This is a genomic window from Mesorhizobium sp. AR02, assembly GCF_024746835.1.
GTDB lineage: Bacteria > Pseudomonadota > Alphaproteobacteria > Rhizobiales > Rhizobiaceae > Mesorhizobium.
The window spans coordinates 5897887-5914082 of sequence record NZ_CP080531.1; the positions used below are offsets into that span (position 1 = coordinate 5897887).

Sequence of the window (16196 nt, forward strand, 5' to 3'; positions counted from 1 at the left end):
AAAAAATGCTTCAGGACAAAGACCGCATCTTCACCAACATCTACGGCCTGTTCGACAAGTCGCTGGCCGGCGCGATGGCGCGCGGCGCCTGGGACAACACGCCCGGCATCGTCGCCAAGGGGCGCGAGTGGATCGTCAACGAGATGAAGGCGTCGGGCCTGCGCGGCCGTGGCGGCGCCGGCTTCCCGACCGGTCTCAAATGGTCGTTCATGCCCAAGCAGAGCGACGGCCGGCCGAGCTACCTCGTCATCAACGCCGACGAATCCGAGCCCGGCACCTGCAAGGACCGCGACATCCTGCGCAACGATCCGCACACGTTGGTCGAGGGCGCGCTGCTCGCCGGCTTCGCCATGGGCGCGATTGCGGCCTACATCTATGTGCGTGGCGAGTTCATCCGCGAGCGCGAGGCGCTGCAGCGGGCCATCGAGGAGGCCTATGAGGCCAAGCTGATCGGCAAGAACAACACGTCCGGCTACGATTTCGACGTCTACATGCATCACGGCGCCGGCGCTTATATCTGCGGCGAAGAGACGGCGCTGCTGGAAAGCCTCGAAGGCAAGAAGGGCCAGCCCAGGCTGAAGCCGCCATTCCCGGCCAATGTCGGCCTCTATGGCTGCCCGACCACCGTCAACAATGTCGAGTCGATCGCGGTGGCGCCGACCATCCTGCGTCGCGGTGCCGCCTGGTTCTCGTCCTTCGGCCGGCCCAACAATGTCGGCACCAAGCTGTTCTGTATCTCCGGCCACGTCAACAACCCGTGCACCGTCGAAGAGGCGATGTCGATCCCGTTCCGCGAGTTGATCGAAACGCATTGCGGCGGCATTCGCGGCGGCTGGGACAATCTGCTCGCGGTCATTCCGGGCGGCGCCTCGGTGCCGCTGGTGCCGGCCGAGCAGATCATCGACACGCCGATGGATTTCGACGCGCTGCGCGACCTCAAATCCGGCCTCGGCACGGCGGCCGTCATCGTCATGGACAAGTCGACCGATGTCGTGAAGGCGATTGCCCGGTTGTCCTACTTCTACAAGCACGAGAGCTGCGGCCAGTGCACGCCGTGCCGCGAAGGCACCGGCTGGATGTGGCGGGTGATGGAGCGGCTGGTGCGTGGCGAGGCGCAGAAGCGCGAGATCGACATGCTGCTCGACGTCACCAAGCAGGTCGAGGGCCACACGATCTGCGCGCTGGGTGATGCGGCGGCATGGCCGATCCAGGGCCTGATGCGGCATTTCCGCGGCGAGGTGGAGCGGCGCATCGACGAGTTTTCGCGCAACGCGCACCGGGCCGAGCCGGTGATGGTGGCGGCGGAATAGAAGAATTTGCGACTGCGAGAATAACGGGGCGGGGCGAACGAAGAAACGACCAGGAGAACTCTATGGCGCCGTATTCGACACCCTACTCAATGATGCCCAATTTGGACCAGCTCGAGAAGATGAACCAGGATCTGACCAGGATGACGCCGAAGGAGATGGCCAGCGCCGTCAACCTTTTCGTGCACCCTGTCGCGGGTGCGGCGGCGATGTCGGCACTCGGCATCGGGCTCGCCAATCATGCGTTCGGCGTCTGGCTGGGCGCGCTTTCAGGCGCCGCCGAGGCATCACAGCGTCTCATGCAACCGCTGATCGAGGATTTCGAGGCGCGCGTCGAGGAATTCGAGGATGCGAACTCGTCGTCCACCAAGGCGCGGGCGGCGGCGAAGACCCTGATTGCCGAGGCGCAATCCTTCGCCCAGGAGGTCACCGACATCGCCGCCAAGGAAGCCGCCACCACGGCGCCGGCGGTGAATGTCGCTCCGGCAAGCGGTGAGGCCGCCGACGTGCTGCTGCCCGAGGATTTCAGGCAGCCCAAGGCCATGGACAAGCCGGCGAAACCGTCCGACCTCAAGGCGATATCGGGTATCGGCCCGAAGCTGGAGAAGGTGCTGAACGGGCTCGGTATCTGGACATATGCCCAGATCGCCGCCTGGTCGCCGCAGGAGATCGCCTGGGTCGACGACTATCTGTCGTTCAAAGGCCGCATCGGCCGCGACGACTGGACTGCCCAGGCCGCAGTGCTGGCCGCGAAGAAGTGAACGAAATGCCGGGCGCTGCGTCTGTCGCGCCCGGGAAATGAGATTGCGGTAAATCCGCAGAGGTTTGAGGCGAATGGCAAAGCTCAAGGTCGACGGGAAAGAGATCACTGTACCCGACCACTACACGCTGCTGCAGGCGGCGGAAGACGCGGGCGCGGAAGTGCCGCGCTTCTGCTTCCATGAGCGGCTGTCGATCGCCGGCAATTGCCGTATGTGCCTGATCGAGGTGAAGGGTGGGCCGCCCAAGCCGCAGGCTTCCTGCGCCATGGGTGTGCGCGATTTGCGCCCCGGCCCGAATGGCGAGCCGCCGGAAATCTTCACCAACACGCCGATGGTCAAGAAGGCCCGGGAAGGCGTGATGGAATTCCTGCTGATCAACCATCCGCTGGATTGCCCGATCTGCGACCAGGGCGGCGAATGCGACCTGCAGGACCAGGCGATGGCCTTCGGCGTCGATTCCTCGCGCTATCACGAGAACAAGCGCGCGGTCGAAGACAAGTATATCGGCCCGCTGGTCAAGACAGTGATGAACCGCTGCATCCACTGCACGCGCTGCGTCCGCTTCACCACCGAAGTCGCCGGCATTTCCGAACTCGGCCTGATCGGCCGTGGTGAGGATGCCGAGATCACCACCTATCTCGAACAGGCGATGACGTCGGAACTGCAGGGCAATGTCATCGATCTCTGCCCGGTCGGCGCGCTGACCTCCAAGCCCTTCGCCTTCCAGGCGCGGCCGTGGGAGCTGACCAAGACCGAATCCATCGACGTGATGGACGCGGTCGGCTCGGCGATCCGCATCGATAGCCGTGGCCGCGAAGTGATGCGCATCCTGCCGCGCGTCAACGAGCAGGTGAACGAGGAGTGGATTTCCGACAAGACCCGCTTCATCTGGGATGGCCTGCGCACGCAGCGCCTCGACCGCCCCTATGTGCGCAAGGACGGCAAGCTGGTTCCGGCGAGCTGGGCCGAGGCTTTTTCGGCGATCAAGGACGCGGTGTCGAAGGCAGCGCCCGAGAAGATCGGCGCTATCGCAGGCGATCTCGCGGCAGTCGAGGAAATCTACGCGTTGAAGCTTCTGATGGCTTCGCTCGGCTCGAAGAACACCGATTGCCGCCAGGATGGCGCAGCGCTTGATCCGGCGCTCGGCCGCGCCAGCTACATCTTCAACCCGACCATCGAAGGCATCGAACAGGCCGACGCGGTGCTGATCATCGGCGCCAACCCGCGTTTCGAAGCCTCGGTGCTCAACGCCCGCATCCGCAAGCGCTGGCGGGTCGGCAACGTGCCGGTCGGCGTCATCGGCGATATCGGCGATACGCGCTACGAGTATGAATTGCTGGGCGCCGGACCGGATTCGCTGAAGGATCTGGCCGACGGCAATGGCAAGTTCTTCCAGACGCTGAAGAAGGCGACGCATCCGCTGATTATTATCGGCCAGGGCGCGCTGTCTCGCGCCGATGGTGCGGCCGTGCTCGGCCAGGCGGCGAAGCTCGCTGCTTCTGTCAACGCAGCGCGGGCGGACTGGAACGGCTTTGCCGTGCTGCACAATGCGGCTGGACGTGTCGGTGGCCTCGATCTCGGTTTCGTGCCGGGCGAGGGCGGCAAGGATGTCGCCGGCATGCTGGGCGAGACGGACGTGCTGTTCCTGCTCGGCGCCGACGAGATCGACATGGGCAAGACCGGCGGCGCCTTCGTCGTCTATATCGGCACGCATGGCGATCAGGGCGCGCACCGCGCCAATGTCATCCTGCCGGCGGCCGCCTACACCGAAAAGTCGGCCACCTATGTCAACACCGAAGGGCGTGTGCAGCAGACCAACCGCGCCGGCTTCGCGCCCGGCGAGGCGCGTGAGGATTGGGCGATCCTGCGGGCGCTCTCGGACGTGCTCGGCAAGAAGCTGCCCTTCGATTCGCTGCCGCAGCTGCGTGCCAAACTCTATGGCGACTATCCGCATCTCGCCCGCATCGACCAGGTTCTGGCCGGCGGCGCCGATGACGTCGCCAAGACGGCGAAGCTCGGCGGCCGCCTGAACAAGGGAACGTTCACCTCGCCGGTGAAGGATTTCTACCTCACCAACCCGATCGCGCGGGCGTCGGCCGTGATGGCTGAATGCTCGGCGCTGGCCAAGAGCGGCTTCAAGCAGGCGGCGGAATAAGCATGGACACTTTCTTCTTCTTCTATGTGGTGCCGGCGCTCTGGATTCTGGGCGAGTCGATGCTCCTCATCGCCGTGCTGCTGATCTTCGTCGCCTACATCCTCTACGCCGATCGCAAGATCTGGGCGGCGGTGCAGTTGCGCCGCGGTCCGAATGTCGTCGGTCCGTTCGGCACACTGCAGGCCTTCGCCGATCTGTTGAAGTTCGTCTTCAAGGAACCGGTCATCCCGTCCGGCGCCAACAAGGGCGTGTTCCTTTTGGCGCCGCTAGTGTCGGCGGTGCTGGCGATCTCGGCCTGGGCGGTCATTCCGGTCAACCAGGGCTGGGCGATCGCCAACGTCAATGTCGGCGTCCTCTATGTCTTCGCCATCTCCTCGCTCGAGGTCTATGGCGTGATCATGGGCGGCTGGGCCTCCAACTCGAAATACCCCTTCCTCGGCGCGCTGCGTTCGGCGGCTCAGATGGTGTCCTATGAAGTCTCGATCGGCTTCGTCATCGTCACCGTGCTGCTCACCGCCGGCTCGCTCAACCTCACAGATATCGTGCTGTCGCAGCATGATGGAATTGGTACTCGGCTTGGCCTGCCGAACACGTTCCTCGACTGGAACTGGCTGGCGCTGTTCCCGATGTTCATCATCTTCTTCATCTCGGCACTGGCCGAGACGAACCGGCCGCCCTTCGATCTGGTCGAAGCCGAATCGGAGCTGGTCGCCGGCCACATGGTCGAATATTCGTCGACGCCGTTCCTGCTCTTCTTCCTCGGCGAATATGTCGCCATCGTGCTGATGTGCGCGCTGGCCACCATCCTGTTCCTTGGCGGCTGGCTGCCGCCCTTCGACTTCGCGCCTTTCACCTGGGTGCCCGGTGTCATCTGGTTCGTGCTGAAGGTCTGCTTCGTGTTCTTCGGCATTTCGATGGTGAAGGCCTTCGTGCCGCGCTACCGCTACGACCAGCTGATGCGGCTTGGCTGGAAAGTGTTCCTGCCGATCTCGCTGTTCATGGTGGTCGCCACCGCAGCCTTCCTCAAGATCACGGGGTTTGCGTGATGTTCGCTCTGTCCCAGGCCGCAAAATCCCTGCTGCTGCAGGATTTCGTCAGCGCCTTCTTCCTGTCGATGCGTCAGTTCTTCGCGCCGAAGGAGACGATCAACTATCCGCACGAGAAGGGGCCGGTCAGCCCGCGCTTCCGGGGCGAGCATGCGCTGCGCCGCTATCCCAATGGCGAGGAACGCTGCATCGCCTGCAAATTGTGCGAGGCGATCTGCCCGGCGCAGGCCATCACCATCGAGGCCGGCCCGCGCCGCAATGACGGCACGCGCCGCACGGTGCGTTACGACATCGACATGGTGAAGTGCATCTATTGCGGCTTCTGCCAGGAAGCCTGCCCGGTTGACGCCATCGTCGAGGGGCCGAATTTCGAGTTCGCGACGGAAACGCGTGAGGAACTCTACTACGACAAGGACAGGTTGTTGGCGAATGGCGACCGGTGGGAGCGCGAACTGGCGCGCAACATCTCGCTGGACTCGCCCTACCGCTGATATTTGACGCATGGACGGGGCGAGGGGCCTCGTCTAAGGACAACGCGGCTTGGGACCCGGAGGCGGGACCAGGCTACAGAAGCGGATAGGGCGATAGCCCGTCCGGACAGGAACCCGGGGGAACCCCATGTTGAGTGGACTAGAGGCGGCCTTTTTCTACCTCTTCGCCTTTATCGCGGTGGCGTCGGCGTTCATGGTCATTTCGTCGCGCAACCCCGTGCATTCGGTGCTGTTCCTGATCCTGACCTTCTTCAACGCCGCCGGCCTGTTCATGCTGACCGGCGCCGAGTTCCTGGCGATAATCCTGCTCGTCGTCTATGTCGGTGCGGTCATGGTGCTGTTCCTGTTCGTCGTCATGATGCTCGACGTCGACTTCGCCGAGATGAAGGAGGGTGCCCTGCAATATGCGCCGATCGGCGCGCTGGTCGGGCTGATCCTGGCGGCGGAGCTGATCGTGGTGCTGGGCGGCTACACCTTCGCGCCGCGGCTCGCCTCGACGGTCTCGAAACCCATCCCGGATCTCGCCACGCGCTCGAACACAGCGGCACTCGGCGACATCCTCTATACCGACTACCTCTACTACTTCCAGATTTCGGGCCTCATCCTGCTGGTTGCCATGATCGGCGCCATCGTGCTGACGCTACGCCATAAGGAAGGGATCAAGCGGCAGTCGATCGCAGCCCAAGTCGGCCGCACGCCGGCGACAGGCATGGAAATCCGCAAGGTCAAGTCGGGCGAAGGAGTCTGAGATGGTCGTCGGCATCGCACATTATCTGACCGTATCGGCGATCCTGTTCACGCTCGGCGTGTTCGGCATCTTCCTGAACCGCAAGAACGTCATCGTCATCCTGATGTCGATCGAGCTGATCCTGCTTGCGGTCAACATCAATTTCGTCGCCTTTTCGGCGGCGCTCGGCGATCTGGTCGGCCAGGTGTTCGCGCTGTTCGTGCTGACGGTCGCGGCGGCCGAGGCGGCCATCGGACTTGCCATTCTCGTCGTCTTCTTCCGCAACCGCGGCTCGATCGCGGTCGAAGACGTGAACATGATGAAGGGTTGACGGAACCACCATGTATCAGGCCATCGTCTTCCTTCCACTGCTCGGCTTCCTGATCGTCGGCCTGTTCGGCACGTCGCTCGGCGCCAAGGCATCCGAATACATCACCTCCGGCTTCCTGGTGATTTCGGCGGTGCTGTCGTGGGTTGCCTTCTTCAGCGTCGGTTTCGGCCATGGCGAGGTGTTCGTCGTGCCGGTGCTGCGCTGGATCCAGTCGGGCGGGCTTGAAGCTTCGTGGGCGCTGCGCATCGACACGCTGACGGTGGTGATGCTGGTGGTGGTCAACACTGTGTCGGCGCTGGTTCACATCTATTCGATCGGCTACATGCACCACGATCCGAACCGGCCGCGCTTCTTTGCCTATCTGTCGCTGTTCACCTTCGCCATGCTGATGCTGGTGACGGCCGACAACCTCGTGCAGATGTTCTTCGGCTGGGAAGGGGTGGGCCTCGCCTCCTACCTGCTGATCGGCTTCTGGTACAAGAAGCCGTCCGCCAATGCCGCCGCAATCAAGGCCTTCGTCGTCAACCGCGTTGGCGATTTCGGCTTCGCGCTCGGCATCTTTGGTTTGTTCGTGCTGTTCGGCTCGGTCAATCTCGGCACCATCTTCGCCAACGCAGCAACGTTCATCCCGGCTGAAGGCGCGCCGCAAGGTGCGGCGGTGCTGACCTTCCTCGGCCATGCGCTGGACAAGCAGACGGCGATGACCGTCGTGTGTCTGCTGCTGTTCATGGGTGCCATGGGCAAGTCGGCGCAGGTGCCGCTGCACACCTGGCTGCCGGACGCCATGGAGGGCCCGACGCCGGTCTCGGCGCTCATCCATGCCGCCACCATGGTGACGGCCGGCGTGTTCATGCTGGCGCGGCTGTCGCCGCTGTTCGAGCTGTCGCATTCGGCGCTGACAGTCGTCACCTTCATCGGCGCCTTCACCGCCTTCTTCGCGGCGACCGTCGGTCTCGTCCAGAACGACATCAAACGCGTCATCGCCTATTCGACCTGCTCGCAGCTCGGCTACATGTTCGTGGCGCTCGGCGTCGGCGCCTATGGCGCGGCGATCTTCCATCTGTTCACGCACGCCTTCTTCAAGGCGCTGCTGTTCCTTGGTTCGGGCTCGGTCATCCATGCCGTCTCCGACGAGCAGGACATGCGCAAGATGGGTGGCCTGCGGAAGCTGATCCCGACCACCTACTGGATGATGGTGATCGGCACGCTGGCGCTGACAGGCGTCGGCATTCCGGTGACGGTCATCGGCACCGCCGGCTTCTTCTCCAAGGACGCGATCATCGAAAGCGCCTTTGCCGGACATAACTCGGTCGCTGGCTTTGCCTTCATCCTGCTGGTCATCGCCGCCTGCTTCACCTCCTTCTATTCCTGGCGGCTGATCTTCATGACCTTCCACGGCAAGCCGCGGGCGAGCCATGAGGTGATGCATCATGTGCATGAATCGCCGCCGGTGATGCTGGTGCCGCTGTTCATCCTGGCCGCCGGGGCGCTGTTTGCGGGCATCATCTTCCACAATTCCTTTATCGGCGAAGGCTATGCCGAGTTCTGGAAGGCGTCGCTGTTCACGCTGCCAAACAATCTCATCCTGCACGAAATCGAAGAACTGCCGCTGTGGGTCGAGCTGTCGCCCTTCATCGCCATGCTGATCGGCTTCGCGCTGGCCTGGAAATTCTACATCCGCTCGCCGGAAATGCCGGTGAACCTGGCGAAGCAGAATCGCGGGCTCTACGCCTTCCTGCTCAACAAGTGGTATTTCGACGAGCTTTACGACTTCCTGTTCGTGCGGCCCGCCAAGCGCTTCGGCCATTTCCTGTGGAAGACCGGTGACGGCACCATCATCGACGGGCTCGGACCGGATGGCATTTCGGCGCGCGTCGTCGACGTCACCAACCGCGTCGTCAAGCTGCAGACCGGCTACCTCTACCATTACGCCTTCGCCATGCTGATCGGCGTTGCCGCACTCGTCACCTGGATGATGCTCTGATGACCGCCTGGCCAATCCTCTCGCTGGTCACCTTCCTGCCGCTGGTTGGTGTGCTGCTGATCCTGTTCATCAGGGATGACAGTGAAAACGCACGCCGCAACATCCGCGCCATCGCGCTGTTGACGACGACGTTCACCTTCATCATCTCGCTGTTCATCTGGACCGGCTTCGACAATTCGCAGGCCGGCTTCCAGTTCGTCGAGAAATTCGCCTGGCTCGACTCCGGCATCTCCTACCATATGGGCGTCGACGGCATTTCCATGCTGTTCGTCATCCTGACGACCTTCCTGATGCCGCTCTGCATCCTGGCGTCGTGGGAAGCGATCGAGAAGCGCGTCAAGGCCTACATGATCGCCTTCCTGCTGCTCGAGACGCTGATGATCGGCGTGTTCTGTGCGCTCGACATCGTGCTGTTCTACGTCTTCTTCGAAGCCGGCCTGATCCCGATGTTCATCATCATCGGCGTCTGGGGCGGCAAGCGGCGTGTCTACGCCTCGTTCAAGTTCTTCCTCTATACGCTGGCTGGCTCGGTGCTGATGCTGCTCGCCATCATGGCGATGTTCTACCAGTCCGGCACCACCGACATCCCGACGCTGCTGACCCACCAATTCCCGGCCAACATGCAGACATGGCTATGGCTCGCCTTCTTCGCATCCTTCGCGGTGAAGATGCCGATGTGGCCGGTGCATACCTGGTTGCCGGACGCGCACGTCGAGGCGCCAACGGCCGGTTCGGTGATCCTGGCCGCCATCCTCCTGAAAATGGGCGGGTACGGCTTCCTGCGCTTCTCCTTGCCGATGTTCCCGTTGGCATCCGAAATGTTCGCGCCGCTGGTCTTCACGCTGTCGGTCGTCGCCATCATCTACACCTCGCTGGTGGCGCTGATGCAGGAGGACATGAAGAAGCTGATCGCCTATTCGTCGGTCGCCCATATGGGCTTCGTCACGATGGGCATCTTCGCCATGAACCAGGAAGGCGTGCAGGGCGCGATCTTCCAGATGCTCAGCCATGGCCTCGTCTCGGGCGCGCTGTTCCTGTGCGTGGGCGTCATCTATGACCGCATGCACACGCGTGAGATCGCCGCCTATGGCGGGCTGGTCAACAACATGCCGAAATACGCCACCGTGTTCATGGTCTTCACCATGGCCAATGTCGGCCTGCCGGGCACATCAGGCTTCGTCGGCGAATTCCTGACCATGCTCGGCGTGTTCCGGGTCAATACCTGGGTGGCGTTCTTTGCTGCCACCGGCGTCATCCTGTCGGCGGCCTACGCGCTCTGGCTCTATCGCCGGGTGATCTTCGGTGCGCTGACCAAGGACAGCCTGAAGGGCCTGCTCGACCTGTCGCCACGCGAGAAGTTCATCATCTACCCGCTGGTCGTGCTGGTCATCTTCTTCGGCGTCTATCCCGCACCTGTCTTCGACGCGACGGCCCAGTCGGTCAAGTCGCTCGTCACCAATGTCACTGCATCCATCGGCGCCGCGCAGACCGCGGCGGCGAACTGACCAGGGGTTTTGCGAACCATGACGCCGGACCTTCTCTCCAGCCTGTCGCTCTCGACGCCAGAGCTGATCCTTGCCGTCGGCGCGCTCGCGCTGCTGATGGTCGGAGCCTATTCGCGCGCCAAGACCGCCAACTTCGTGACCGGCCTGGCGGTGGCCGTGCTGGTGATCGCCGGCGCCTGGCTGATCTTTCACACCGGGCAGGGCAGTGCCTATGGCAACGCCTTCATCCAGGATTCCTTCTCCCGCTTCATGAAGGTGCTGGCGCTGGTCGGCTCGGCGGTGACGCTGGTCATGTCGATGCGCTTTGCCAAGGCGGAGCGTTTCGACAAGTTCGAATATCCGGTGCTGATCCTGCTCTGCACGCTCGGCATGATGCTGATGATCTCGGCCAACAGCATGATCGGGCTCTATCTCGGCCTCGAACTGCAATCGCTGGCGATTTATGTGCTGTGCGCGATCAACCGCGACAATCTGCGTTCGACCGAAGCCGGCCTGAAGTATTTCGTCCTCGGCGCGCTGTCGTCGGGCATGCTGCTTTACGGCATCAGCCTGGTCTACGGCTACACCGGCAACACCGGTTTCCAGGAGATCGCTTCGGCGCTGGGCAGCGGCGAGCGCCAGCTCGGCCTCGTCTTCGGCCTGGTTTTCGTGCTGGCCGGCCTTGCCTTCAAGATCTCGGCGGTACCGTTCCATATGTGGACGCCCGACGTCTATGAAGGCGCGCCGACGCCGGTGACGGCGTTCCTGGCGGCAGCACCCAAGATGGCGGCGATGGCGCTGATCGTGCGCGTCACCATGGGCGCGTTCAAACCGATCGCCGCCGACTGGCAGCAGATCATCGTCTTCATCTCGATCGCCTCGATGGCGCTCGGCGCCTTCGCCGCGATCGGCCAGACCAATATCAAGCGCCTGATGGCCTATTCCTCGATCGGCCATATGGGCTACGCGCTGGTCGGCCTTGCCGCCAACAGCCAGGCCGGCGTGCGTGGTGTCGCCATCTACATGCTGATCTATCTGGTGATGACGCTCGGCACCTTCGCCTTCATCCTCGCCATGCGGCGCAAGGAAGGCAATGTCGAGCAGATCAGCGACCTGGCCGGGCTTGCCTCGACCAATCCGATCATGGCGACGATCCTGACCATCCTGATGTTCTCGCTGGCCGGCATTCCGCCGCTCGCCGGCTTCTGGGGGAAGTGGTACGTCTTCCTCGCCGCCATCAACGCCAACCTCTACGCGCTGGCGATCATCGGTGTGCTGGCCTCGGTGGTGGGCGCCTATTACTATCTGCGCATCATCAAGATCATGTGGTTCGATGAACCGGTCGGCGGCTTCGTGCCGATGGCGAGCGAGTTGCGTGTCGTGCTCGGCGTCTGCGGCGCCTTCGTGCTGTTCTATGTGCTGATCGGCGGACCGATCGGCACCTATGCCGAAGCCGCCGCCAAGACATTTTTCTGACGGGATGGCATTTCGGCTGGCCCCAACCTCGGCGTCGGAAGGGTTCCGGCTCGAGGCCTATGACAGCGTCGGTTCCACCAATACGGTGGCGCTGGACCACGCAAGGGCAGGCGACCCCGGTAAGCTGTGGGTCGTTTCCAAGAAGCAGGAAAGCGGACGTGGCCGGCGCGGCCGTGCCTGGGTGTCGCCCGAAGGCAATCTGGCGGCGACCTTGCTTGTCATCACCGGCGGTGAACTTCGCCTTGCCGCGACGCTGGGTTTCGTCGCCGGCCTGTCGCTCGCCGATGCACTGGATGCCGTGGTGCCGAAGGGCCGGATCGCCATCGGGCTCGATGGCGCGAGCCATAGACAAAACCGCTTCGAGCTGAAATGGCCGAACGACGTGCTTGCTTCCGGTGCGAAGCTCGCCGGCATCCTGCTGGAGTCGGCGATACTGGATGGCGGCCGCTTCGCGGTCGCCGTCGGCATCGGCGTCAATGTGGTGGCGCATCCCACGGATTTGCCGTATCCCGCGACATCGCTGCAAGCTCTGGGCGCGACATGCGATGCGGAAACGCTGTTCCTGGCGTTGTCGGATGCCTGGAGCGAGAATGCCCGCCTGTGGGATGAAGGGCGCGGTCTTGCCGCCGTCAGGCGGCGCTGGCTGGCGCGCGCGGCGGGACTTGGTGGCGAGGTTGCTGTCAGAATTGACGGTAATGTGGTGCGTGGGGTGTTCGAGACCATTGACGAGGACTGCCGTTTCGTGATCCGCGACGATGAGGGGTCGGTTGTGACGGTTGCCGCCGGCGACGTGCATTTCGGCGCGGTGGCATCTGCTCGGGTATAATGGGCTTGGCCTGAGGGCCAGGAAGGGAAAAATCATGGCGAAAGCGGAAAACGCCGAACTCGTCTTCGTGCCGCTTGGCGGCGTCGGCGAGATCGGCATGAACTTCGCCCTCTACGGCTACGGCCCGCCGAGCGCGCGCGAATGGATCGTCATCGATGTCGGTGTCACCTTTCCCGACGCGGCGCATCCGGGCGTCGACCTGATCCTGCCCGACACGCGCTTCATCGAGGAAAACCTCGCCAATCTGCGCGGCATCATCATCACCCATGCGCATGAGGACCATTACGGTGCGCTGCTCGACACCTGGCCGAAGCTGAAGGCGCCGGTGTGGATGACACCGTTCAGCGCCGGGCTGCTGGACGCCAAGCGGCAAGGCGAGCAAGGGGCGCCGAAGATCCCGGTGACGATCTACCGGGCTGGCGAAAAATTCACCGTCGGCCCGTTCGAGATCGAAGCCATTCCGGTGGCGCATTCCATTCCCGAGCCGATGTCTCTGGCCATCACGACGCCGGCTGGCACGGTCATCCACACCGGTGACTGGAAGATCGATCCGGAACCGACGATCGGGCCCAAGACCGACGAGGCGCGTTTCCGTGCCTATGGCGACAAGGGCGTGCTGGCGCTGATCTGCGATTCGACCAATGCGCTGCGCGAAGGCGAGTCGCCTTCGGAAGTCGCCGTCGGCGAGGGCCTCAAGGGCGTCATCCAGGCCGCCAAGGGCCGCGTTGCCGTCACCACTTTCTCTTCCAATGTCGGGCGCATCGTTTCCATCGCCAGGGCGGCACGCGATGCCGGCCGCCAGTGCCTGGTGCTTGGCCGCTCGCTGAAGCGCGTCATCGATGTAGCCGACGAGCTTGGCTATATGGACGGGTTGCCTGAGTTCATTGCCGAGGAAGATTTCGGCTTCATCCCGCGCGAAAACCTCGTCATCATCTGCACCGGCAGCCAGGGCGAGCCGCTGGCGGCGCTGGCGAAACTGTCGCGTGACGAGATGAAATCGGTGTCGCTGACGGCGGGCGACACGGTGGTGTTTTCTTCGCGCACCATTCCCGGCAATGAGAAGGCGATCCTCGAGATCAAGAACCGCCTCATCGATCTCGGCATCAAGATCATCGAGGATGGTGATGCGCTGGTGCATGTCTCCGGCCACCCCCGGCGCAGCGAGTTGCGCAAGATGTATGAATGGGTGCGCCCGCAGATCGGCGTTCCCGTGCATGGCGAGGCGGCGCATCTGGTGGCTCAGGGATCGCTGATGTCGACCTCCGGCATCGGTCAGGTGGCACAGGTGCGCGACGGCGACATGCTGAGGCTTGCTCCCGGCCCCGCCACCATCATCGACCAGGTGCCGTTCGGCCGCATCTACAAGGACGGCAATTTGATCGGCACGGACCAGGCAATGGGCATTCGCGACCGGCGCAAATTGTCCTTTGCCGGCCATGTCGCGGTCAATGTCGTGCTCGACGACAAATACGAGCTGGCTGGCGATCCCGATCTCGTCGCCATCGGCGTCGCCGAAGCCGATGCCGGCGGCGAGACGCTCGAGGACCTGATGATCGATGCTGCCGTCGGCGCGGTCGATTCGATTCCCCGCCAGCGGCGAAAGGACCTCGACCTGGTTCAGGAGGCGGTGCGTCGCGCGGTACGCGGCGCCGCCAACGAGGCCTGGGGCAAGAAGCCACTGGTAACGGTTTTCGTCACCAGGTGAGGGTGGCAGCGGTTCGCTACAAGTTCAGCTGATAGCTGACCGGAAGCCAGCGAAAAGAACCGTTCGCCGATTCGATGTAACCCAGGCCTGGAAACGGCATGTGGTGGCCGGCGACCAGCAGGCGCTGTTCGGCTGCCATCCTCAGCAGGCGCTTGCGGGTCTCGACGGCCTGCTCCTTGTCGTCATCGAAGTCGGCATGCCATTCCGGATGCTGGATGGACACGACATAGTGCAGGAAGGCGTCCGACCAGATCAGCAGTCGTTGCCCGTCGCTTTCGATGAGAAATGCCAGGAGGCCTGGGGAATGACCTGACGCGCCGAGGGCGGTAATGTCCGGCACCACTTCATCTCCGGGCGCTATGAATGTTGCCCGGTCGGCCAGCCCGGTGCAAATCTGTCTGAACAGATCACGATTGGCCAATCTGGCCTCGCGAACCGCTGCTCCCTCGGTCCAGAAGGCGAATTCCGCCGCGCCGAATACGTAGCGTGCCCGGCTGAAAACCGGTTCACCATTCCTGACAAGCCCGCCGATGTGATCCGGGTGTCCGTGCGTGATGACCACCACGTCGATATCATCAGGCCCGAGCCCAATGTCTTGCAAACAGTCCAGGAGTGAACTGCCCTCATCTCCGCATCCGGTGTCGAACAGGATCTTTTCGGAACCGGTGTCGATCAGCGTCGGGATGAAACAATGTTCGTACCGATCCCGGTCGATGAAGTTCGAGACCGCGAGTTCGAGCACCGCGCCTGGCGGCTGTCCGGCTGCGAAGGCCGATGCAAGGTTGTCGCGGACATCGACGGCGTCGAGCAAGGCGGCAATCTTGAATGACCCGAGATCGAAGGTGAAAACGCGGGCGCGGGCAGGGCGGATGTAAGACATTGCCGGTTGTACTTTGCGGTTGCCGGTCGGAACAGTCTCGATCGTGATTTGGGAGAATGTTCACCAAAGTGCGACAGTGCGCGCCTCGTGAATGGCTGTTGGTCTCAGCCGATTTGACGTATGACGCCAGCCATTGGACAGAGGAGAGACAACTCGCACATGCTCGGACGGCTGAACCATGTCGCGCTTGCGGTGCCAGACCTGACTGCTGCCGTTGTCGCCTACCGCAACACGCTGGGCGCCGAAGTGACGGAGCCGCAGGCTTTGCCGGAGCACGGCGTCACGGTGGTGTTCGTCAATGTCGGCAACACCAAGATCGAACTTCTGGAGCCCTTGGGCGAGGGCTCGCCGATCGCCGCGTTCCTGGCGAAGAACCCGTCCGGCGGTATGCATCATCTCTGCTACGAGGTTGATGACATCCTGGCCGCGCGCGATCAGCTCAAGGCCGCCGGCGCCCGCGTGCTGGGCGACGGCAATCCCAAGATCGGCGCGCATGGCAAGCCGGTGCTTTTCCTGCATCCGAAGGATTTCTTCGGCACGCTGATCGAACTGGAGCAATCATGAGCTGGGTTTCGTTCACCGCCCTGTTTTTCGCGACCTGGTGGGTGGTGCTGTTTGCCGTGCTGCCGTTCAGCGTCAGGACGCAGGATGACGATCATGACGTGACGCTGGGCACGGTTCCGAGCGCGCCACGCGGGCCGCATATGCTGCGCGCGGTGATCCGCACCACCATCGCCACGGCGATCTTGATGGGCATTTTCTACGGCTTGACGCACGGGCTGGGATACAGCCTCAGCGACATCCCCCACATCGTGCCGGATTTCGGCCAGACCCCGGCAAAATAGATCTCCCGGCAAGGGTACTCCGACGAGATCGGAGCGCTGCGGGGGCGGATCGAGAGGCCGCATGTTTCGCGGCCATACGCTTGTTGACGCTAGGTCATGTAACCTGGCAACCCGCCGCGCTAACCAGATGATTGCACAAAAAAAATGCAAGGCACGAGGCCTTGCAATTAAACGCGTC

The 16196-nt window shown here is 63.0% G+C and carries 15 protein-coding genes; 14 read left to right on the forward strand and 1 reads right to left on the reverse strand.

What is annotated here, in order from left to right; translation table 11 throughout:
* The first annotated feature begins 5 nt into the window (after window positions 1–5).
* The 12 genes from nuoF (at window position 6) to DBIPINDM_RS32810 (ending at window position 14293) form a co-directional block, all read left to right on the forward strand.
* Window positions 6–1310, forward strand: coding sequence for an NADH-quinone oxidoreductase subunit NuoF (nuoF, locus tag DBIPINDM_RS32755; RefSeq protein WP_140775924.1), 1305 nt, complete (start codon window positions 6–8; stop codon window positions 1308–1310).
* A 62-nt stretch (window positions 1311–1372) separates the two neighbouring features.
* Entirely contained in the window at window positions 1373–2068 is a 696-nt protein-coding gene (locus DBIPINDM_RS32760; RefSeq protein WP_258583077.1) for an NADH-ubiquinone dehydrogenase, read from the forward strand.
* A gap of 73 nt (window positions 2069–2141) precedes the next feature.
* Window positions 2142–4223 (forward strand): NADH-quinone oxidoreductase subunit NuoG, encoded by a 2082-nt coding sequence (nuoG, locus tag DBIPINDM_RS32765; RefSeq protein WP_258583078.1) that lies wholly within the window; start codon window positions 2142–2144, stop codon window positions 4221–4223.
* Between the two features lie 2 nt (window positions 4224–4225).
* Entirely contained in the window at window positions 4226–5269 is a 1044-nt protein-coding gene (nuoH, locus tag DBIPINDM_RS32770) for an NADH-quinone oxidoreductase subunit NuoH (RefSeq protein ID WP_258583079.1), read from the forward strand.
* Entirely contained in the window at window positions 5269–5760 is a 492-nt protein-coding gene (nuoI, locus tag DBIPINDM_RS32775) for an NADH-quinone oxidoreductase subunit NuoI (RefSeq protein ID WP_258583080.1), read from the forward strand. The genes nuoH and nuoI overlap by 1 nt, the downstream gene beginning before the upstream one ends.
* 127 nt (window positions 5761–5887) lie before the next feature.
* Window positions 5888–6508 (forward strand): NADH-quinone oxidoreductase subunit J, encoded by a 621-nt coding sequence (locus DBIPINDM_RS32780; protein WP_258583081.1) that lies wholly within the window; start codon window positions 5888–5890, stop codon window positions 6506–6508.
* A gap of 1 nt (window position 6509) precedes the next feature.
* Window positions 6510–6818, forward strand: a complete 309-nt coding sequence (nuoK, locus tag DBIPINDM_RS32785) for an NADH-quinone oxidoreductase subunit NuoK (protein WP_027025980.1) — start codon at window positions 6510–6512, stop codon at window positions 6816–6818.
* A gap of 10 nt (window positions 6819–6828) precedes the next feature.
* The gene (gene nuoL / locus DBIPINDM_RS32790; protein ID WP_258583082.1) at window positions 6829–8802 is read left to right on the forward strand and encodes an NADH-quinone oxidoreductase subunit L; all 1974 of its coding nucleotides are present in this window, start codon (window positions 6829–6831) and stop codon (window positions 8800–8802) included.
* Complete coding sequence (locus DBIPINDM_RS32795) at window positions 8802–10307, forward strand: NADH-quinone oxidoreductase subunit M (RefSeq protein WP_258583083.1); 1506 nt, start codon at window positions 8802–8804, stop codon at window positions 10305–10307. Before nuoL ends, DBIPINDM_RS32795 begins: the two co-directional genes overlap by 1 nt.
* A gap of 18 nt (window positions 10308–10325) precedes the next feature.
* Window positions 10326–11762 (forward strand): NADH-quinone oxidoreductase subunit NuoN, encoded by a 1437-nt coding sequence (nuoN, locus tag DBIPINDM_RS32800; RefSeq protein WP_258583084.1) that lies wholly within the window; start codon window positions 10326–10328, stop codon window positions 11760–11762.
* A gap of 4 nt (window positions 11763–11766) precedes the next feature.
* The gene (locus DBIPINDM_RS32805; RefSeq protein WP_258583085.1) at window positions 11767–12588 is read left to right on the forward strand and encodes a biotin--[acetyl-CoA-carboxylase] ligase; all 822 of its coding nucleotides are present in this window, start codon (window positions 11767–11769) and stop codon (window positions 12586–12588) included.
* A 34-nt stretch (window positions 12589–12622) separates the two neighbouring features.
* Window positions 12623–14293 carry a ribonuclease J gene (locus DBIPINDM_RS32810; protein ID WP_258583086.1) on the forward strand — a complete coding sequence of 557 codons (1671 nt, stop codon included), beginning with the start codon at window positions 12623–12625 and terminating at the stop codon, window positions 14291–14293.
* A 16-nt stretch (window positions 14294–14309) separates the two neighbouring features.
* On the opposite strand, the gene DBIPINDM_RS32815 is transcribed toward DBIPINDM_RS32810, so the two are convergent.
* Window positions 14310–15104 (reverse strand): MBL fold metallo-hydrolase, encoded by a 795-nt coding sequence (locus DBIPINDM_RS32815; RefSeq protein ID WP_258583087.1) that lies wholly within the window; start codon window positions 15102–15104, stop codon window positions 14310–14312.
* Window positions 15105–15332: 228 nt separating this feature from the next.
* Here DBIPINDM_RS32815 and mce point away from each other — a divergent pair, with 228 nt between their 5' ends.
* A complete protein-coding gene (gene mce / locus DBIPINDM_RS32820; protein ID WP_258583088.1) occupies window positions 15333–15737 on the forward strand; it encodes a methylmalonyl-CoA epimerase in 405 nt (134 codons plus the stop codon).
* Window positions 15734–16018, forward strand: a complete 285-nt coding sequence (locus DBIPINDM_RS32825; RefSeq protein WP_258583089.1) for a DUF1467 family protein — start codon at window positions 15734–15736, stop codon at window positions 16016–16018. Before mce ends, DBIPINDM_RS32825 begins: the two co-directional genes overlap by 4 nt.
* Window positions 16019–16196: the final 178 nt, after the last annotated feature.